Below are 19489 nucleotides of genomic sequence, written 5' to 3' on the forward strand. Positions count from 1 at the left end.
GAAATGGCGAAACTCCGAAGATCCAAACGCGATTCTCCGGAACGATGCGGACATTCTGCCCTCTTAGGCCTCGTTGTTCAGACCTTCCCTAAGGATGAACAACACCGGCCGTTGGTCGGTGTTGTTTTGTCGGGGTCGGGTATTTGCACGGTGACTTCAATGCCATCGCGCCACACGCGCAGGGGCAGCGCCGCTGCTGCCAGTGCCGATCAACGGCTTTCCAGCGCCACGTCGTCTTGCTCGACGTTATCGGCATTGCGGACACCCGCCACCGCGATGGGTGCACTCGCCGGCTTGCGCAGCGCTGGGGTGATCTGCGCGCGGAAGCGCCTGACCACCCACGTCTCATCGAGCAACGCAAACGCGAAGAAACCCAGCAAGGTGCCTGCGACCAGCGTGGGCGCATGCGTAAACGTGCCAGGTAACAACAGACTGAGCCACAGGAAGATATTGGGCGAGGTCTGCAGCAGGTGAATATCCGCCGCAATGCCGGCGTCGATCTGCTTGCCGGTCACGCGCTGGTGCGCGCGCAAGTACATGGCACTGCCCACGCGGCACGCCAGCAATAGCGTAAACGGCAGCAGCAATGCTCCCCAGGCGTACCAGCCGCCATCCATCAATGCGTGCACAAGTGCGGTTCCTTCGGTGCGCAGCCCGACCAGCAAGGCCATCGGCACCATCGTCAATGCGCCCACCCAGCCCCAGTTGGTTGCGAGCTTGCCGGCCGCGATCGGGCGCGCCCGCCGCCATCCCTGTGCGGCCAGCGAGGGCAGCGCCAAGGCAAGCAGCAGCACCACGAAGAACCGCTCCAGCGCATGCGCGTTGCCCAGCAGCTCGCGGTGATCCACAACCAACACCAGCAACAGCAGCGGCAGCAGCACCGACAACACCAACGTATAGCGCGCTGCAAAGAAGTAATCGCCGCCGCGCGCCAGCGAGAAGGTCGGCACCGACAACGCTGGCGGCACGATCAATAGCAGGCCGATCACATGGATCCATTCGTTCTGGAACTGTGTGAGCAACAGCATGGCGCAGAGCGCGCGTGCCACGCTGATCACGCACAGCGCAATGTTCTCCGGCCCTCGCGTCAACCGCAAGGCGCCGGCCTCGATGCGTACCGACAGGAAAAACGCATTGACTGCCAGCAAGACGACGATGGCCGTAGTGCTGGCAATATGTGGCACTCGCACGCCTGCGCACGACAGCGCGAATCCGCCTAGCGCGGCCAGTAACATCCATTGCAGGAGATGGATTTCGGCTTGCTCGCCCAGATAGTTCATGCGTGAGGAACTGCGCGCAGTCATCTGCTTGAGCTCGTCCCACGACAGCGGCCGGGAGTTGGGCAGCCGGAAGTCGATGTAGTCGGCAGGTGGCAGGCCGGAGGCGATCAGCGCAAACACCTCGACGATGTATTTGTGCGCCACCACCAGCACCTGCTTGCCTTGCCTGTCCAATGGCGCAAGCACGGTATCGTAATAATGTTTGCAGCGGGCATACATGTCCATCCAGTGTTCGCCATCGGGTGGCGCGCCGTCGGCATCGTGGAAGCAGGCGTCGTAGAGGCGGTGGCCGATCGACTTCTTGATCAGCGTTTTGTTTTTGCCGGCGAAGATGCCGAAGTCGCGCTCTACCAATGCAGCGCTGGTGATCACCTGCGGTGTCCCGGTGACGCCTTCCAGGATGATGGCCGCGGTTACCTGCGCGCGTTCGAGCGTGGACACGTGGACCTGATCGAAGTGCAGCCCGCGTTGACGAACGTCGTCGGCTGCCTGGTGCGCCTGACGACGGCCCAGCGAGGTGAGTGGCGAGTTCTGCGCGCCTGCAAAATAGTTCTGTTCGTTTGCGAGCGACTCGCCATGACGGACGAAGTACAAAGGCATGGGCTGGGCTCCGGTAATGCACCACTGATCGGTGAGTCCGGTAGCGTTGCAACACGAGTTGCCGACACGGCGCCTGCACAGCTGCCAGGCGACCGCTGATGGATGCGGCATAGGCCGCGTATCCGTCGGTGCCTCGCGCCGTCGGCCCATGTGACGGTTACTTGCGACGTTGTGTCGATCATTGCTCATGCGGCAAGGCCATCGGCTCGCGGTCAACCGGCTGCATGCCATGTGGGCAAGTGGGCAGCATGCATCCGATTGCCAGTAGGTCCGGCGAGCCGGGCGTTCCGTTGCAACGCGCACGCTGTTTTTATCGATCGATTCATCTGCTGAGCAAGAATGTGTCGATCGCACCGGTTGCGTCATGCCTGCGCGTCATCGAGCGCGGCGACATGCGCGCAGTGCCGTTGCGCGATGCGAAGCGGTCGTGCTGCCTGCAAACGCACAACCCCTGCGCACGCGGAATGCGGCGCAGGGGTTGGTTGATGCGTTCAACAACACGTGGCGATCACGCAGCGTTCCTATTGGTCGCCTGCTTGCGATATCTGGTTACTTACTGGTGCGCAGGTGCGATGTACATCACCTGCTCATGCAGGCAACGCCGGTCGGCGCATTTCTGCGGTCGGGATTAGCGCCGCCACATCCGCGTGCCGCGTGCCGGCAGGGTAAACGTGTAGGAGCCGCTGGTGATGCGCACCACGTTGCCCGAGCCCAGCGCGTCCACGTAGTCTGCATTCCAGTAAAGCACGCTGTTGTTCATGCCGACGGTGGTGGTGACCGGGTTGCCGCATTTGTTGATGCCCACGATGCCCAGGCTGCCGCGACGGAACAGGATGTGGCAGGAACTGGACGACAACACCTGCATATCGGTGCCCTGCACGCCATTGTGGAAGCCGATCATGCGGCGCAGGTCGTCGCGCTGGTAGGCGTTGACCCAACGGTTGTCGCCGCTCTCGTTGTTGTCGGTGTAGACCATCGGCATGCCGCCGTTTCGGCCGATCAGATACGCATAGGCCAGGGTTTCGTCGACCGGGTCGAGAATGGCGTAACGGAAGCCGTCGTTGTTGGGAATGTCGTGAGTGATGGCGAAAGTCACCGCGCGATTGCCCGGCAATGCCTGGCCGCTGCTGGCCGGGTCCACCAGCTGCTGCATGCTGGCACCGACCGCGAATGCATTGCGCACTGCGTTGAACAACGGAAAGTCGTAGGCTGCATGCGGCGTGGATTGCAGATATGGCGCCAGAAACTGATCGTAATCGCCATTGCCGGTGCCGCCGCCGGTGATCACTTCGCCGAACACATAGACGCCGGAGCGGATGCCGGCATCGAACACGCGGTTCAGATGATCGAAGGTCATGTGCTTGGCCGCATCCACGCGGAAGCCGGTCACGCCCAGGCCCTTGAGTGCCTGCAGATAGGCGCGCTGCTGTTGCACCACCCAGTCGTTACCGACCAGATCCGGCAAGCCCGGGTCGCTGCCGCCGCCGCAGATGCGGTAATTGCGCACCTGGAAGGCGTCGTTGTAGTTGGTGATGCACTGCGCCGGGCCAAAGTCGCTGGCGCTCAGAAAGTTCGACTGCAAGGTGCCGAACAGGCGCAGCGCATCGTAACGTCCCGGGTTGGCTGCGTACTGCGACAACACCGCACTGCCGGGGTAGTTGAGGTCCGAGCGCGTCGCCGCTTCGTTGGCCATGTGGTTGAGCACCACGTCGGCATAGGTTTCCACGCCATTGTTGGCCAGCGCCTGCACAATGCGCGAAAACGCAGCGGTGTCGCCCAGCGGGCCGTCGATCACGCGCAGATCCTGCGGTTGATAGCGCGCCCACCACGCGCTGCCTTGCGAACGATAGGCCGGGGCCACCAGCACCTTGCGATAGCCGGCATCGGCGATCTGTTTGGCGCGTGCTTCCACGGTGGCGTATGGCCAGTTGAAGGCATGCAGGATGACATCGGCCTGCACATTGGCGGTGGTCAGCAGCAAGACCAGCGCTGTCAGCAGCAGGCGGCCGCATCGCTGCATGAGCGAGGGTGGAGCATGAGCAGGCGTATTGCGCATCGGATGGTTCTCCAGTCGGTAAGCGCGAGCATCCGCGCAGTCCGCGATGCCCACATCAAGGCCTCCGGCCCCTGTTCCGGAAAGCGCGCGCACGGCGTGCAGCGCGCGGTGATGCTAAGCGCGCATCGCGCCGCAACATCGCTGGTGTGCATACGTATTCAATGCAGCGAACCGCCAAACTGCGCGCAGGGTTCGACAGCGACAGCGTGGTTGGTCGCACAAACGCGCCCCTTCCGCTGCGGCTGGTGCGCGTTGCATCACGCTGGGGTGTCTGCGCGGCTAACGCGGGTGGTTAGCGACGTATTGCCATCGACGATGGCCATCGCAGTCGTGGGATGCTGCAGTCAGTGCTAGCGGTGTTCGCTAGGCAGCGTGATTGCGCTCGACGTTGCAACGTATTTGAAGCTGCCTTGAGCGGTCTACGCAACAACACTGGGCAGAAACGTCGTAAACACCATGTATTGCAGCGCAGTGCGCCGGTGCAGTACATGCTGCACCGGCTGGCGAAGGGTACTCAGCGATACACGTGGCGGAGCTCATCGCGTGTGTGCAAATCCTGCAGTTTGCTCAGCGGTAGCTCGATGTGTTCGTCGGTGTAATACGCCGGCTGCTTGGCGGCGCTGCCGCCCGCATCGCGCTCGGCGCCCTTCCACTTGCTGAAGCCCTTTTGCGGCAGGGCCAGGGTGATGGTTTCGCCACTGACGCTCTGCACCCGCACCACACCGTAGGCGTGTCCATCGTAGGCGCCGGGCACCACCGTCTGCAGGTCCACGGTGTACAAGTCGCCCGCCGCAGGCTGCGCCAGCAGCGCGTTGTCCTGCTTGGATGTCTGCGAGGCGCTGTAGGCGCCAAAAACCACCAGGATCGCAATCAACCCGAGCAGCACCAGCCCGCCAAACCTGCGGTAGGCAGGAATCGGCGGCTTGCCCTGGGACGCTTCGAAGGTTTTGGTGTCCAGCAGGGTGCTGTGGTTGCAGCCGTCGCACACGCGCAGGTACTGCTTCTTGGTGACCCAGCTGAAGATGTACCAAAGGTGCGCATAGCGGTAATGCAGGACATTGCGAAAACTGCGCTGTTGCGCGCATTGGTCGCAATGCGCGCCGTCGGCGGCGCCGAGTGCGATGACGTCGCCGCCCGATCCCCAGATGATCATCATTCGTCCTTGAACTATATGGAAGTGGTACATCATAAGCGCTGTTTAGCCGGTCGCGCACCTGTCGGGCGCCTCGCGGCGGGGGATAGCGACGGGCCGGACCGGCCACGCAGGTGCCTGGCGCCGGTCGCGTTAAACTAGCCGCTAGTCCACTGTCGATGTCGCCCATGCGTAATCCACTGCAAGAACAGCTGCTCAAGGCTGGCCTGGTCAAAAAAGCCCAGGTGGACAAGGTTGCGCGCGAGCAGGTCAAGCAACGGCACGCCAAGGGTGGAGCGGTCACCCCTGCCGATGCCGACAAGGTGGATGCGGCGCGCTTGCAGGCCGAGCGTGCCGAGCGCGATCGGGCGCTGGCCGAAGAACGCAACGCGCAGCTGCGCAAGCAGGAAGTGCTGGCGCAGGTGCGCCAGATCGTGGAGACCAGCAAGGTCAAGCGCGAAGGCGAGATCGACTATCGCTTCAACGATGGCAGCGTCATCCGCAGCGTGCTGGTTAGTCCCGCGTTGCGCAGCCAATTGGCCAGTAGCGCATTGGTGATCGTGCGGCACGGCGACGGTTTCGAGCTGATTCCGCGCGTGGCTGCCGACAAGGTCTACAGCCGCGATCCAGGCACTGTGGTGCTGGATCACGCCCGCAGCCCCGCGCCGCCATCGGGCGATAGCGACGATGACTATTACAGCCAGTTCAAGGTGCCTGACGATCTGATCTGGTAAGTGGTCGCGCGCAGCACTGCGCGTTACCCTGGCGCTCTTTGCCGCCGGCCCCGTTGCCATGTCGATCGTTCTCACGCCGTTTGCCCGCCCCCGTTTGTTTCCGCGCGATGGCCGTCGCAATGCGATCCAGGACTGTACCGCCGAGCAGTTCATCCAGCATCTCAACGACACGCCACCGCTGCGCGTGATCGAAGGCTACGCGGCGTTTTGCCAGCTGCATGTGCACCGCAACTGGACCAGCACCCGTTGCCTGACGGTACCGATCAGCGCAGAAAACCGTCACCTGCTGCGCTCCGGTTACGAAGCGCGCAACACGCAGGAATTGCCGGTGTTGGTGCGCTGGTTCGAAGGCGTCGAGCCGCCGGTCGCGCAGTACATGCTGCCGATCCTGTACAGCCGCGATCAGCTGGCCAAGGAAGGCGCACCCATCGATGCGGACTGGGGCGTGGTCGGTTGCCTCTACACCGCCGAGCCGGACGAAATCCCGATGACGCCGATCACCATGTTGCGCAATGCGCTAGGCGTGGAAGAGGGCGGCTCGGGCGTGCCGCTGGATCGCGACGCGTATCGACGCAGCGTGGCGTTCTGGGAGCGCAATGCGAATTGGAGGCCCTAGCGAGCGCCTACCTTGACTTGCGCCGCGCGGTTTCCCGCGCGGCATGAAAGGTCGACTGACCGGGAGTCCAGGCGTGTATCTGCTGTGCGGCGCCGCATTGCCGCCTGCGCAGGGCGTATTCAAGGGCGGCGCCGAGCTGTGTGTGTTTGTGTCAGGACGACAGTCGTTGTTTGTCGTTCGGCGCTTTTCTAGAACCGGTACTCGGCATTCATTGAGGCCCTGTCGGTGCTCAGGTCCACGTCGAATTTCTTGGCGTTGTAATGGTCGTAATTGACGCCAACGCTGAAATGCTCGCCCAGGTTGTAGCCAACGCCGGCACCTGCATACCACGATAGCTTGTCCAGGTCGGAGCGGTCCGACACGGTGTCATTGCTCAAACCTTGACCCTTCCAGCCATACAGCCCGCCGCGCATGCTGGCATACCATTTGTCGCCCAGTGCGAAGTGCTGATTCACACCGACCGTCCACCCTCGCAGTTGGCTCTCGTCTTCCACGACTGCGCCACTGTTGAACAGATTCTTGGCCTGGATATTGCCAAGATCGTTGTAGCCAGCTTCCAGGCCAATGGAAAGCCAAGGAAACAGCATGTTCCAGCGATAGCCGGCGGAAACGTTGTAACCGGTATCGCTGCCATCGTACGGCCCGCTCTTGAGCGAGGTGCGGCCAACGCCTCCGTTGACGAACCAGCCCGATCCGTCGCCGGGAGCGGTCTGTGCAGAGACGTCGGACACGGCTGTCAACGCCAGGACCGAAAGGACTAACGCGACCATGGTGTTTTTCATGAAAAGTTCTCTTGATTGAGTCATCACGCTGAAGAAGGCACGAATGCACGCTGCGCGAGGCACTAACGTGGCAGCGCGAGACTAGTGAGCGGAGTTTGGAAAGTTGTTAGCCATCGGCGCACGTGCGCAACCGCGCACCATGAGACATGAAGCAAGGTCCTTCGGCCGTGCATCTTGGCCGATCGGTTCAATCGCGCATGACGCGAAACTGCGCTTGTGCAGACCTATCGAGTGTCTATCAACCTCGCCGATACCGCAGTTCTTGAGATCACGGCAGAGCGGTTGGCACGCATGCTGCCGCAACGGCATGGCTGACCAGTGGATGGGAGCATGATGTTTTGCGGGCGCTGGACGCATGTGTGTTGCTCATGGTCTAGCCAATCCCGATTTCCGGTTGGTCCTGACCACCCCAGGTGCGTGTGCGTATCGGCACGTGAAGCTGTCTTTCGTCACGTAGATGAGCGAACACGCCAGCCGGCGTCCAGCCACCGAGCGCGTCGGCGAAAGATAATTGCAGCGATTGAAGATATGTCGGTGCTTCGCACAGTGCGCCCTGCGTGTCATAGGTCATACAGATGCCATGGCCTGTCTGGATTCCTGCAACGAGAAGTTGCTTGGGTAGCGGGCCCGGCGGACACACAACAGCGGATGCTGTCTTCGATGATGGCCTCGACGTATTGGGTGGATGTTTTCAACGAAGCAGCTCCATTTGTGCAAGGCGCGATATCGGCTCTGCTGCAGATGGACAGGTTCGGCACGTTCGATGGGCGGCATGCGACAGGCTGTTGTCGTGCCCAGGCATGGCCTGCTGCTGGCGCAAGCGTCCCATGCCCAAGGGATTCGTTTGCCGAGTGTGGCGGGCAATGTGGCCGCGATCGAACGCCCGATTAGGTCATCGCAAACGAAAACGGGCGCCTTGCGGCGCCCGTCTGTTTCAAATCGTTGCAAGGGCGATCACTCGCCCCATCACTCAGTAGCGGTAATGGTCCGGCTTGTACGGGCCGGCCACGTCCACGCCGAGATAATCGGCCTGATCCTTGGTCAAGGTGGTCAGCTTGACGCCGATCTTTTCCAGGTGCAGGCGGGCCACTTCCTCGTCCAGGTGCTTGGGCAGGATGTAGACCTTCTTCTCGTAGGTATCGCGCTTTTCCCACAGGTCGATCTGCGCCAGGGTCTGGTTGGCGAACGAGTTGGACATCACGAAGCTCGGGTGGCCGGTGGCGCAGCCCAGGTTCACCAGGCGGCCGTCGGCCAGCAGGAAGATCGCGTTGCCGTTGGGGAACACGTACTTGTCCACCTGCGGCTTGATGTTGATCTTCTCCACGCCCTTGAGTGCATTCAGCGCATCGACCTGGATCTCGTTGTCGAAGTGGCCGATGTTGCACACGATGGCCTGGTCCTTCATCGCCTGCAGGTGCTCGACGGTGATGATGTCCTTGTTGCCGGTGGTGGTGACATAGATGTCGCCGCGGCCCAGGGTGGATTCGATGGTGTTGACCTCGTAGCCTTCCATCGATGCCTGCAGGGCGCAGATCGGGTCGATCTCGGTGACGATGACGCGGGCGCCATAGTTACGCAGCGAGGCGGCGCTGCCCTTGCCCACGTCGCCGTAGCCGCAGACCACGGCGACCTTGCCGGCCAGCATCACGTCCATCGCGCGCTTCAGGCCATCGGCCAGCGACTCGCGGCAGCCGTAGAGGTTGTCGAACTTGCTCTTGGTGACCGAGTCGTTGACGTTGATGGCCGGGATCAGCAGCTTGCCGGCTTCGGCGATCTGGTACAGGCGGTGCACGCCGGTGGTGGTCTCTTCGGAGACGCCCTTCCAGTCCTTGACCACGCGAGCCCAGTAACCCGGGCGCTCGACGGCCACGCGCTTGAGCAGCGCCTTGATCACGCTTTCTTCGTGCGAGGACGCCGGCTCGTCGACCCAGGTGCTGCCGTTTTCGAGCTCATAGCCCTTGTGGATCAGCAGGGTGACGTCGCCGCCGTCGTCCACCACCAGCTCCGGGCCGGTCAGGGTGCCGTCGGGCAGGGTGAAGGTCAGCGCGTCCAGGGTGCAGTCCCAGTACTCTTCCAGCGTCTCGCCCTTCCAGGCGAACACCGGCGTACCGCTGACCGCGATGGCGGCGGCGGCGTGATCCTGGGTGGAGAAGATGTTGCACGAGGCCCAGCGCACGTTGGCGCCGATGTCCTTGAGCGTTTCGATCAGCACCGCGGTCTGGATGGTCATGTGCAGCGAGCCGGTGATGCGCACATTCTTCAGCGGCTTGCTCTGTGCGTGCTTGCGGCGGATCGACATCAGGCCCGGCATCTCGTGCTCGGCGATGTCCAGCTCCTTGCGACCCCAATCGGCCAGCGAGAGGTCGGCGACCTTGAAGTCGTCGTTTGCAGCGGTTTTTGCGACAGCGTTCATGCAATTGCTCCGGTAGGCAGGCGAATGTCTGCAATTCCGGGCGCCGTTGAACGAGAAATCCCTGTCGAGCCTGGCCGTATGTGTCTGCACGGTTGGTGCAGTTGGCAGATCGATCTGCCATAGCGGTCGCAGCGCCCCTCGACGAGGGTCAGATTATATCGGCAGCACCCCCGTCCGGCATGAATTGCCGCTCACCCCAACCAACGGCAGGGGGAGCAGCCGACGAGCGGCTGCTATGGTCCGGAGTCGATCCAGAGCGGGGAACGGACATGCAGGCCAAACGGAAAGCGCACCACGGGTGCCGGCACGGCGATGAAGGGCGCGGTATGCCGGCGCTCGATGCGTCGCCGCTTGCCAGGCCCGGCGGCCATCCGCTCGATGCTGTGGTGACCGGCCGGGCACTGGCGCGTGCGCTGTTGCTGACGGTCCTGGGTGCGCCGCTGCTGGCCTCGGCGGCCGGCGTGCCGGCATCCCCGCCGGCGGCAGCGGCCAGCAGCGGTTATCGGCTGCCGTCCCCGGCGCTGCAGGCGGTGGTGGACGCGCCGCGCGCGCCGCTGCTGCAGTTGTCGCCCAAGCGCGACCTGGCCGCGATGCTGCAGTTGCCGGCGTTGCCGGATATCGCCGAGGTGGCCCAGCCCGAACTCAAGCTGGCCGGCGTGCGCATCCACCCCAAGACCCACGCGGCCAGCCGCTTCTCCTTCGCCAGCAAGCTGTGGCTGCTGGCGGTGGCCGACGGCAGCGAGCGCCAGATTGCCGGGCTGCCGTCGCCGTTGTCGCTGGCGGACCAGAGCTGGTCGCCGGATCAGCGCTACCTGGCGTTCCGGCGCGAAGATGCCGCCAGCGGCGCCAACGAGCTGTGGCTGGTGGACGTGGCCGCCGGGCAGGCGCGGCGTCTGGTGGCCGGCTTGAACACCAGCGTCAACGACGCGTTGCGCTGGTTGCCCGATGGCAGCGGGTTGCTGCTGCAACGGCAAGTGGACGGGCAGGGTGCACCGCCGGCGCGCGATGCGACACCGGACGGCCCGGCGATCCAGCAGACCAGCGCCGCGGCCGGAGTACGCTCGCTGCCGACCTATCAGGACCTGCTGCGCAACGAGGCCGATGCGCGCGTGTTCGAGTACTACGCGACCGGCCAGCCGATCATCGTCACGGTGAGCGGGCAGGTGCGCCCGATTGCCGCGCCCGGTATCTACCTCAACCTCTCGGTATCGCCGGATGGCCGTTACATCCTGAGCGAACGCAGCGAGCGGCCGTTCTCGTACCTGGTGCCGGTCGACAACTTCGCCCGACGGATCGAGGTGCTGGATCTGCAGGGCAGGCTGGTGCGCCAGATCGCCCAGTTGCCCTTGGTGGAAGGCCTGCCGACCGGCAACGACGCGGTGCCCACCGGCGTGCGCGATATCGCCTGGCGCGCCGATGCGCCGGCCACGCTGGTGTGGGCCGAGGCACAGGACGGCGGCGACCCGGCACGCGAGAGCAAGATCCGCGATGCGGTGCGGATGCAGGCCGCGCCGTTCACGCGTGCGCCGGTGACGCTGGCGCAGCTGGGAAGCCGATTCGACGGCATCCAGTGGGGCCGTGGCGATCTGGCGATCCTGAGCGAAAGCTGGTGGAAGACCCGCCGCATCAAACAATGGCGTATCGCCCCCGATCAGCCCAAGCAAGCGCCCGAGCTGCTGTGGGACCGCTCCTCGCAGGACCGCTACAACGACCCGGGAACCCCGGCGACGGTGGCCGACGGCAAGGGCCGTCCGCTGCTGCAGACCAGTGCCGACGGCAATAGCCTGTTCCTGCTCGGCAAGGGCGCCTCGCCGGAAGGCGACCGCCCGTTTGTGGATCGCTTCGATCTGCACAGCAAGCGCGCCACGCGGTTGTTCCATTCGCAGGCGCCCACCTATTCCGCGCCCCTGGCGCTGCTGGATGCGCAAGGCACGCAACTGCTGCTCAGCCGCGAATCGCCTGAAGAACCGGCCAACTACTTCGTGCAGGCACTGGGCGATGCGGCGCCTGCACCGCGTGCGTTGACGCAGTTCGCACATCCATTGCCGCAGTTGCGTGGCGTGCAGAAGGAGCAGATCCGCTACAAGCGTGCCGATGGCGTGGACCTCACCGCCACACTGTTGCTGCCGCCCGGTTACGACCCCAAACGCGACGGCCCGCGGCCGCTGCTGATGTGGGCCTACCCGGGCGAGTTCAAAAGCGCCGACACCGCCAGCCAGGTCACCGACTCGCCGTATCGTTTCAATGCGATCAGCTACTGGGGCCCGCAGGCATTTCTGGCGATCGGCTATGTGGTGCTCAACAACCCGACCATGCCGATCGTCGGCGAAGGCGATGCCGAACCCAACGACACTTACGTGCCGCAGCTGATCGCCGATGCGCAGGCGGCGGTGGATGAAGTGGTGCGGCGCGGGGTCACCGACCGCGCGCGCATCGCCATCGGTGGGCATTCGTATGGCGCCTTCATGACCGCGAATCTGCTCGCGCATACGCGCCTGTTCAAAGCCGGCATCGCCCGCAGCGGCGCGTACAACCGCACGCTCACCCCGTTCGGTTTCCAGGCCGAAGAACGCAACTACTGGCAGGCGCAATCGGTGTATCAGGCGATGTCGCCGTTCAACTACGCCGACAAGATTAAGGACCCGCTGCTGCTGATCCACGGCCAGGACGACAACAACACCGGTACCTTCCCGATCCAGAGCGAGCGCCTGTTCGCCGCGATCAAGGGCCTTGGCGGCACCGCGAAGCTGGTACTGCTGCCCAACGAATCGCATGCGTATCGCGCGCGGCAATCGATCCTGCAGATGCTGGCCGAGAGCGAACAGTGGTTGAACAGCAATCTTGGCGAGCCGGTGAAAGAGACCGGCGCTCCGGGTACTCGTTGATCGAGAGGCGCTGGTGCTGCGGAGCTGCGCGCGATGAGGTGTTACCGATCAAGCCTTGTCGCGCCCAGGTGCGCTCCTACGAGGGCGGTTGCCCATGTGGTCGCACGATGCGTGTGGCGTGCAATGCGGAGGGTCGCTGCAGGCTTGCGTCGGCGTGCGCGATCGTAGAGTGCGGCGGTCAAGCCTCGTCGCGCCCGGGTGCGCTCCTACGAGGGTGGTTGCCTATGTGTTCGCAGGATGCGTGTGGCGTGCAGTGCGGAGGGGCGCTGCATGCATGCGTTGGCGTGCGCGATCGTAGAGTGGGTCGATCACGCCTCATCGCGGCCGTACGCAAGTCGTCGTGCCTGGGTGCGATAGTTCGTGCTGAAACCGTCGCGCTTGTCGCAACCCTCTAATCCTTTTGGGTTAGTCTTCGACGACTTTGCGCTTTGATGAGGGTGTGCGTTTCCGATGAACGAGTACCGCAGCAGTCTTGTGTTCGCTACCCCCGATCTTCCCTTGCGCGACGATGTGCGTCGCCTGGGTGCACTGGTTGGCGATCTGCTCGCCGAGCAGGTGTCTGCGGAATTCCTCGATGAAATCGAACGCGTCCGTACCACCGCCATTGCGCGGCGCGAGAGCGATGCGCCGCCCTCCACGCTGAGCGAGCAGCTGACCGGCCGTGAGCCGCGCGATGCCGAGTCGCTGGTACGGGCCTTCAGCACGTATTTTCAGGTGGTCAACATCGCCGAGCGCGTGCATCGCATCCGCCGCCGCCGCGAGTACCAGCGCAGCGGCATCGATACGCCGCAGCCCGATGGCCTGCACGATGCCCTGCGCCGGCTCAAGGCGCAGGGCGTGACGCTGGAAGAACTCAGCGAGTGGCTACCGCGCATCGACGTGGAGCCGGTGTTCACCGCGCACCCGACCGAAGCGGTACGCCGCGCGCTGCTGGAAAAAGAACAGCTGATGGTCGCCAGCCTGGTCGACAACCTCGACGGCATGCGCACGCCCAACGAGCGCGCCAGCGATGCGGCGCGTTTCCGCATGGCCCTGACCGCTTCGTGGCAGACCGCCGACTCCTCGCCGGTGCGTCCCACCGTGGACGACGAACGCGAGCACGTTGGGTTCTATCTCACCCAGGTGCTCTATCGCGTTATCCCGGTGATGTACGAAACCCTCGAACACGCCATCGAAGAAACCTACGGCAGCGTGCCGACCCTGCCGCGCCTGCTGCGCTTCGGCACCTGGGTGGGCGGGGACATGGACGGCAATCCCAATGTGGATGCCACCACCATCGCCGGGACGCTGGATGCGCAGCGCCGCGCGGTGCTGGACCGTTACCAGAAAGAACTCTGGCAACTGGCCAGCCTGCTCAGCCAGTCGACCACGTTGGTGGCGGTGAGCCCGGCGTTGAACGCGCAACTGGAGCGTTACCGCGCCTTGCTGCCGGACGCGGCTGCGCGCTCGCGCCCACGCCACGGCGACATGCCGTACCGGCTGCTCAACGACCTGATGCGCGCACGGCTGCAGGCCACGCTGGACGATGCCGATGGCGCCTACAGCGCACCATCGGAGCTGGAACACGATCTGCAACTGATCCTGGACAGCCTGCAGGCCAACAAGGGTCTGCACGCCGGGTGGTTTGCGGTGCGCCGGCTGTTGTGGCGCGTGCGCAGCTTCGGGTTCCATCTGGCGCGGCTGGATGTGCGTCAGGAATCGAGCGTGCATGCGCGCGCGGTGGCCGATGCCTTGGGCCAGGATGACTGGGACGCGCAGGACTCTACACAGCGCGCCGCGCTGCTGGGCCCATACGCGTCCGGCGAACAGGCATTGCCGCAAGTAGACGATGAAGGCAACGCGCGGCTGGATGCGGTGTTCGCCGCACTTGCCGATGCACGCACGCGCCACGGTGCCGATGCGCTGGGCAGTTACATCATCTCGATGGCGCATAACCGCGCCGATGTGCTCACCGTGCTCGCCTTGGCGCGGCGTGGTGGCCTGGTCGATGACGCCGGTGCGGTGCCGCTGGATATCGTGCCGCTGTTCGAAACCGTGGACGATCTGCGTGGCGGCACCGGCACCGTGCAGGACCTGTTGGCCGACCCGGTGTATCGCCAGCATTTGGCCGCGCGTGGCGACACGCAGATGGTGATGCTGGGCTATTCGGACAGCGGCAAGGACGGCGGCATCGCGGCTTCGCGCTGGGGTCTGCAGCGCGCGCAGGTCGAGCTGCTGGAAGCAGCCGCCGAGCTCGGCGTGCGGCTCACATTTTTCCATGGCCGCGGCGGCTCGATCGCCCGTGGCGGCGGCAAGACCAGCCGTGCGCTGGATGCCGCGCCGCGCGGCAGCGTCGATGGTCGTTTGCGCGTCACCGAGCAGGGCGAGGTGATCCATCGCAAGTACGGCATTCGTGCGCTGGCATTGCGCTCGCTGGAGCAGATGACCGGCGCGGTATTGCTGTCCAGCCTGCGTCCGCGCGCACCCGAGCCGCGCGAGGACAACTGGCGGCCGGTGATGGATCTGGTTGCCGAACGCAGCACGGTGGCGTATCGCGCCTTCGTCGGTGCGCCGGATTTCATGCAGTACTTCCGCCTGGCCACGCCGATCGATGTGATCGAACGCATGACGCTGGGCTCGCGTCCATCGCGCCGGCTGGGCCAGGACGCGGCATTGTCGAATCTGCGCGCGATTCCGTGGGTGTTTGCCTGGAGCCAGGCGCGTGCGGTGATTCCGGGTTGGTACGGCGTGGGCAGCGGCTTGCAGGCGGCGGTGGATGCCGGGCATGAAGACAGCTTGCGCGAGATGGCGCAGGACTGGCCGTTCTTCCGCACCTTCCTGGACGACATCGCCATGGTGCTGTCCAAGGGCGACCTCAACATCGCCGAACTGTTCTCGCGTCTATCGGGTGACCTGCATACGCGGTTTTTCGCGCAGATTCGCGACGAACTGGCGCTGACCAAGCGCTGGGTCAAGGCGCTGCTGCAACAGCAATCGTTGCTGCAGCACGACCCGCGGCTGGCGTTGTCGATCCGCCTGCGCAACCCCTACATCGACCCGATCAGCGTGTTGCAGGTCGACCTGCTGCAACGTTGGCGTGCCACCGATGGCGAAGACGACGACTTGCTGCGCGCGCTGGTCGCCTGCGTCAACGGCGTCTCGCAAGGCGTGCAGAACACCGGCTGATCCGACCGTTGGTCGGAGAGGGGGCGGAATCGTCAAGCGGACTCTGGCGTTAACGGACAAATCTGTCCGATAATGCCGGGATGACGACTCCCCGCCCTGATGCCGCGCTGCGCCGCCGGCAGATTCTCGATGCCGCCGACGAAGTGTTCAGCGAACACGGCGTCAATGCCCCGTTGGAACTGGTGGTGGAGCGTGCCGGCCTTGGCCGCGCCACCCTGTATCGCAATTTCCCGGACCGCGAGGCACTGATGACCGCCTTGATGGCGCGCGGGCTGGATGGCCTGGAGCGGCTGGCCGCCGATCTGGCCGACCGCCCGGATGGGTTGGCCGTGTTGCTGCACGACGTGGCCGAGCACATCGCCCAGTCTGCGCCGCTGGTGGATTTCTGGCGCTCGATGGAACGTGCACACCCGGCGGTGGAAGCGGCCGACCGGCGCGCGGTGGCGATCTTTTTGCCGTTCGTGCAGCGCGCCCGCGACGCCCGCCTGTGCCGGGCCGATGTCGACGACGAGCAACTGCTGCTGGTGATCGACATGCTGGGCAGTTGCCTGCGCGGTCACGACGAAGCCGAGCGCAAACGTCTTGCCCATCGCTCGGCAGACCTGCTGATGCACGCGCTGGGCATGCACGTGCCGGAAGGCGGCACTCGATGACACCGGCTACCCGCGCGGTGATCGGCCGCTGGGCGCTGCGCGTGGCGCTGGTACTGGCGGCGCTGTGGGGCGGCCTGGCGATCTATTTCGCGCTCACCGGAAATGCCGTCGTGCGTGGCGGTTGGGTGGCATCGTGGTGCGCGATGGCGCTGGCTGCGTTGTGGGGTTTGCGCCGTGGCCGCGAGAACTGGGCGCTGGTGGGTATCTTCGGTGCCGCGTTCGTGGTGCTGGCGGTGTCGTGGGGCTTCATGCAGCCCAGCCAGGACCGCGACTGGGCCGACGATGTCGCCCAGCGTCTGCAACCGGAGGTGCACGGCAACATCGTCACCCTGCACAACGTGCGTAATTTCGATTGGCGTAGCGAAACCAACTACGTCCCGCGCTGGGAAACCCGCCAGTACGATCTGGATCGCCTGGTCAGCGCCGACCTGGCGTTGTCGTACTGGATGGGCCCGGCGATTGCGCACACGCTGGTGTCGTTCGGCTTCGACGATGGTTCGCACGTGGTGTTTTCGCTGGAAATCCGTAAGGAACGCGGCGAATCGTTCTCTGCGGTGGGCGGGTTCTTTCGCAGCTTCGAAGAAACCCTGGTGGCCGCCGACGAGCGCGACATCCTGCGCGTGCGCACCAATGCGCGCGGCGAAGACATGTATCTGTATCGCCTGGCCATTCCAAAGGCCGGCCTGCGCCGCATGTTCATGGGCTACGTGGGGCTGGCCAACGATTTGAATCGCAAGCCGGCCTTCTACAACACGCTGACCAGCAATTGCACCACGATCGTGTTCGCCCTGGTGCGCCAGCTGCAGCCGACCTTGCCGCTGGATCACCGCTTGCTGCTGTCCGGCTACGCCGATGAATATGCGTACGACCATCATGGCCTGATGCCGGGCTATGACTTTGCGACGTTGAAGCAACGCGGGCATTTCACCGCGCGTGCCATCGCCGCCGACACCGCAGCGGATTTCTCCGAACGCATCCGCGCCGGCATGCCGCAGGCGCCAGCGCCCGGCGCGTCGACGAGTGCAGCGCGGTGATGCTGCACAGGCGTCTGCGTCGCGCCGCCATGGGGTTGGCGGCGCTCCTCGCGTGTACGTGGCTGAGCGGCTGCGCGATGGTCACGGTGCAATCGCGCAACAGCGGCGACTACATCGCGCAGACGCGTGGCGATGTGCTCAGCACCGGCGCGCTCAGTCAGGCCGGCAGCGAGACCTTGCAGGTGGCCGGGCTGCAACCCAAGGCCTGCCGCACGCAGCCGCTGCCTTGCGTGCAGCAGCTCACGAATGTGGCGGGTATCGGCGATGAGCGCCGCCTTGCCACGCAAGCCGAATTGTGGACCGCGCACGCGATCGACCTGAGCGGCCGCCACCCGGCGCAGATGAGCGACGCAGCGATGCAGGCCTGGCTGGAAGCCGCGCGGCACGCCTATGCCTATCTGTTCTTTACTGCGCGTGTGCCGAGTGCGCGCGCATTCGAAAACCGCCAGACGCAGGTGCGCGACTACTACAACTACGCCGTGCAACAGGTGGTCGAACGTTTGTTTGCGCGCGCCCAGCAGGCCGGCGACACCGTGCCCACACCGACGCAGGTGGGCCGTTGGCAGGTGGCCGTCGATATGTCCGCGTACCGGTTGCCCGGTGGCGGCAATACGCCGCGTGCGATCTTTGCCGCTTCGGCGCTGCGCTTCAATGGATTGCGCAGCACCTACCGACGCGATGGCTTCGGTGCCGAACTGGTGGCCGAAGTGGACCCCCAGGTCGTCGGCGACCCGGCCGGGCTGGCCTTGCAGCAAGTAGCCGCTGCAAGTGCGCCGCCCGAATGCCCCATGCCGACCTTCAGCGAGATGCCGTACGCACCGGCAACGCTGCTGTTGCGCTTCGATGGCGACACCCTGGATGCAGTGCTGCGGACCGATGCGGTGACCGTGGTGCCGTACGACCCGTATCGCCAGAATGAAGTGGTGTTGCATGGTCAGCATGTACCGCTGGCGGCCAACTTCACCGCTGCCTACGGGCTTTGGCTGGCCAAGTCGGGCTTCGCGGCGCAATCGCTGCGTTCGATGCTTGGCAGCGCGCGCGGCATCGACCGCCCGCATCTGTATCTGATGCAGCCCTACGACCCCAATCGCCGCGTGCTGCTGATGCTGCATGGGCTGGCCAGCAGCCCGGAAGCGTGGGTCAACGTAGCCAATGAAGTGATGGGCGATGAAACCCTGCGTCAGCGCTATCAGATCTGGCAGGTGTATTACCCGACCAACGCGCCGATTGCGGTCAATCGTGCGGAAATCCAGGCGTTGGTAGAGCGCAGCCTGCGCCACTTCGACCCGTCCGGCACGGCGATCGCCTTGCAGGACATGGTGTTGATCGGCCACAGCATGGGCGGGGTGATCGGGCGCCTGTTGGTGTCTGCGTCCGGCGACCAGCTGTGGAACGCACTGCTGCAGGACTATCGGCTGGAAGGCGAGCGTGGCGCACGGGTGCGCGCGAAGTTGTCGCCGTTGCTGCATTTTTCGCCGATGCCGCAGATCGATCGCGCCATCTTCATCGCTGCACCGCATCGCGGCACGCCACTGGCCGAGGGTGGGCTTGGACGCTTCGTCCGCCGGCTGGTGCGGCTGCCGGTTGCCTTGCTGGATCACTTCGGTGGTGTGCTGCAGGATCTGGCCAACAGCGAGCGTGCGGAGCACGGCGGCGAGCACCGGCACACGGGGCGCCTGCTGCCGCCCACCAGCATCGACAACCTGCGCGATACCGACCCGTTCGTGCGCGCCACGATGGATCTGCCGATCTCGCCACAGGTGCGGTACCACACCATCATCGGCCGCGAAAAACCGCAGGTGCCGCTGGCCGAGTCCGACGATGGACTGGTGCCCTATCGCAGCGCGCATCTGGACGGCGCTGCGTCCGAATTGGTGGTGACTTCCTGGCACAGCGTGCAGGAAACCCCGCAGGCGATTCTGGAGATTCGCCGCATCCTGCATGCGCAATTGCAGGCCGAGGCCGGCGAGGCGCCTGCGCAGGTTTCATCGTCCGTGCCTGCGGCGACACCTGCGATGTTGTAAGGCTGCGACACGCGTGATCGCTGCACGTTGCGGGTAGTCGCCGATAAACGCAGTGGAGCAGCAGTGCAGATGCGCGCGCCGTGCCTGGTGACGGGCGCGACGGACGCAACTGACG

The 19489-nt window shown here is 64.7% G+C and carries 12 protein-coding genes and 1 riboswitch; of the genes, 7 read left to right on the top strand and 5 right to left on the bottom strand.

From position 1 onward, the window contains the following. Nucleotides 1-209: 209 nt before the first annotated feature. The 3 genes from XdyCFBP7245_RS24445 to XdyCFBP7245_RS06260 all read right to left on the bottom strand — a co-directional run bounded on the left by XdyCFBP7245_RS24445 (nucleotide 210) and on the right by XdyCFBP7245_RS06260 (nucleotide 5089). Complete coding sequence (locus XdyCFBP7245_RS24445) at nucleotides 210-1880, bottom strand: histidine phosphatase family protein (protein WP_244907773.1); 1671 nt, start codon at nucleotides 1878-1880, stop codon at nucleotides 210-212. A gap of 628 nt (nucleotides 1881-2508) precedes the next feature. After that, nucleotides 2509-3879, bottom strand: coding sequence for an alpha-amylase family protein (locus XdyCFBP7245_RS06255; RefSeq protein ID WP_170068554.1), 1371 nt, complete (start codon nucleotides 3877-3879; stop codon nucleotides 2509-2511). A gap of 571 nt (nucleotides 3880-4450) precedes the next feature. Beyond that, nucleotides 4451-5089 carry a hypothetical protein gene (locus XdyCFBP7245_RS06260; RefSeq protein ID WP_244907774.1) on the bottom strand — a complete coding sequence of 213 codons (639 nt, stop codon included), beginning with the start codon at nucleotides 5087-5089 and terminating at the stop codon, nucleotides 4451-4453. 167 nt (nucleotides 5090-5256) lie between these two features. On the opposite strand from XdyCFBP7245_RS06260, the gene XdyCFBP7245_RS06265 reads away from it, so the two are divergent. Further along, nucleotides 5257-5802 (top strand): DUF2058 domain-containing protein, encoded by a 546-nt coding sequence (locus tag XdyCFBP7245_RS06265; protein WP_104614878.1) that lies wholly within the window; start codon nucleotides 5257-5259, stop codon nucleotides 5800-5802. Between the two features lie 58 nt (nucleotides 5803-5860). Further along, nucleotides 5861-6418: a DUF3228 family protein gene (locus tag XdyCFBP7245_RS06270; protein WP_104614879.1), complete on the top strand. Its 558-nt coding sequence runs from the start codon at nucleotides 5861-5863 to the stop codon at nucleotides 6416-6418. A gap of 188 nt (nucleotides 6419-6606) precedes the next feature. On the opposite strand, the gene XdyCFBP7245_RS06275 is transcribed toward XdyCFBP7245_RS06270, so the two are convergent. Continuing rightward, nucleotides 6607-7200 (bottom strand): porin family protein, encoded by a 594-nt coding sequence (locus XdyCFBP7245_RS06275; RefSeq protein ID WP_104614880.1) that lies wholly within the window; start codon nucleotides 7198-7200, stop codon nucleotides 6607-6609. Between the two features lie 970 nt (nucleotides 7201-8170). Further along, nucleotides 8171-9613 (bottom strand): adenosylhomocysteinase, encoded by a 1443-nt coding sequence (gene ahcY, locus XdyCFBP7245_RS06280; RefSeq protein ID WP_104614881.1) that lies wholly within the window; start codon nucleotides 9611-9613, stop codon nucleotides 8171-8173. 31 nt (nucleotides 9614-9644) lie between these two features. After that, nucleotides 9645-9759: riboswitch (S-adenosyl-L-homocysteine riboswitch) on the bottom strand. A gap of 180 nt (nucleotides 9760-9939) precedes the next feature. On the opposite strand from ahcY, the gene XdyCFBP7245_RS06285 reads away from it, so the two are divergent. The 5 genes from XdyCFBP7245_RS06285 (at nucleotide 9940) to XdyCFBP7245_RS06305 (ending at nucleotide 19374) form a co-directional block, all read left to right on the top strand. After that, complete coding sequence (locus tag XdyCFBP7245_RS06285; protein ID WP_244907775.1) at nucleotides 9940-12498, top strand: S9 family peptidase; 2559 nt, start codon at nucleotides 9940-9942, stop codon at nucleotides 12496-12498. Between the two features lie 450 nt (nucleotides 12499-12948). After that, nucleotides 12949-15663: a phosphoenolpyruvate carboxylase gene (ppc, locus tag XdyCFBP7245_RS06290; protein WP_104614882.1), complete on the top strand. Its 2715-nt coding sequence runs from the start codon at nucleotides 12949-12951 to the stop codon at nucleotides 15661-15663. An 80-nt stretch (nucleotides 15664-15743) separates the two neighbouring features. Next, nucleotides 15744-16316, top strand: coding sequence for a TetR/AcrR family transcriptional regulator (locus XdyCFBP7245_RS06295; protein ID WP_104614883.1), 573 nt, complete (start codon nucleotides 15744-15746; stop codon nucleotides 16314-16316). Next, nucleotides 16313-17350 (top strand): DUF4105 domain-containing protein, encoded by a 1038-nt coding sequence (locus XdyCFBP7245_RS06300; RefSeq protein ID WP_104614884.1) that lies wholly within the window; start codon nucleotides 16313-16315, stop codon nucleotides 17348-17350. The genes XdyCFBP7245_RS06295 and XdyCFBP7245_RS06300 overlap by 4 nt, the downstream gene beginning before the upstream one ends. Then, nucleotides 17350-19374, top strand: a complete 2025-nt coding sequence (locus XdyCFBP7245_RS06305) for an esterase/lipase family protein (RefSeq protein WP_104614885.1) — start codon at nucleotides 17350-17352, stop codon at nucleotides 19372-19374. The genes XdyCFBP7245_RS06300 and XdyCFBP7245_RS06305 overlap by 1 nt, the downstream gene beginning before the upstream one ends. Nucleotides 19375-19489: the final 115 nt, after the last annotated feature.

Origin of the sequence: Xanthomonas dyei (assembly GCF_002939865.1) — a bacterium.
In the GTDB taxonomy this organism is placed as follows: Bacteria; Pseudomonadota; Gammaproteobacteria; order Xanthomonadales; family Xanthomonadaceae; genus Xanthomonas; species Xanthomonas dyei.

Coding starts and splice junctions, on each gene's coding strand:
- XdyCFBP7245_RS24445 (WP_244907773.1), bottom strand. CDS start 1,880: ATGCCTTTGTACTTCGTCCGTCATGGCGAGTCGCTCGCAAACGAACAG.
- XdyCFBP7245_RS06260 (WP_244907774.1), bottom strand. CDS start 5,089: ATGATCATCTGGGGATCGGGCGGCGACGTCATCGCACTCGGCGCCGCC.
- XdyCFBP7245_RS06265 (WP_104614878.1), top strand. CDS start 5,257: ATGCGTAATCCACTGCAAGAACAGCTGCTCAAGGCTGGCCTGGTCAAA.
- XdyCFBP7245_RS06270 (WP_104614879.1), top strand. CDS start 5,861: ATGTCGATCGTTCTCACGCCGTTTGCCCGCCCCCGTTTGTTTCCGCGC.
- XdyCFBP7245_RS06275 (WP_104614880.1), bottom strand. CDS start 7,200: ATGAAAAACACCATGGTCGCGTTAGTCCTTTCGGTCCTGGCGTTGACA.
- ahcY (WP_104614881.1), bottom strand. CDS start 9,613: ATGAACGCTGTCGCAAAAACCGCTGCAAACGACGACTTCAAGGTCGCC.
- XdyCFBP7245_RS06285 (WP_244907775.1), top strand. CDS start 9,940: ATGCCGGCGCTCGATGCGTCGCCGCTTGCCAGGCCCGGCGGCCATCCG.
- ppc (WP_104614882.1), top strand. CDS start 12,949: ATGAACGAGTACCGCAGCAGTCTTGTGTTCGCTACCCCCGATCTTCCC.
- XdyCFBP7245_RS06295 (WP_104614883.1), top strand. CDS start 15,744: ATGACGACTCCCCGCCCTGATGCCGCGCTGCGCCGCCGGCAGATTCTC.
- XdyCFBP7245_RS06300 (WP_104614884.1), top strand. CDS start 16,313: ATGACACCGGCTACCCGCGCGGTGATCGGCCGCTGGGCGCTGCGCGTG.
- XdyCFBP7245_RS06305 (WP_104614885.1), top strand. CDS start 17,350: ATGCTGCACAGGCGTCTGCGTCGCGCCGCCATGGGGTTGGCGGCGCTC.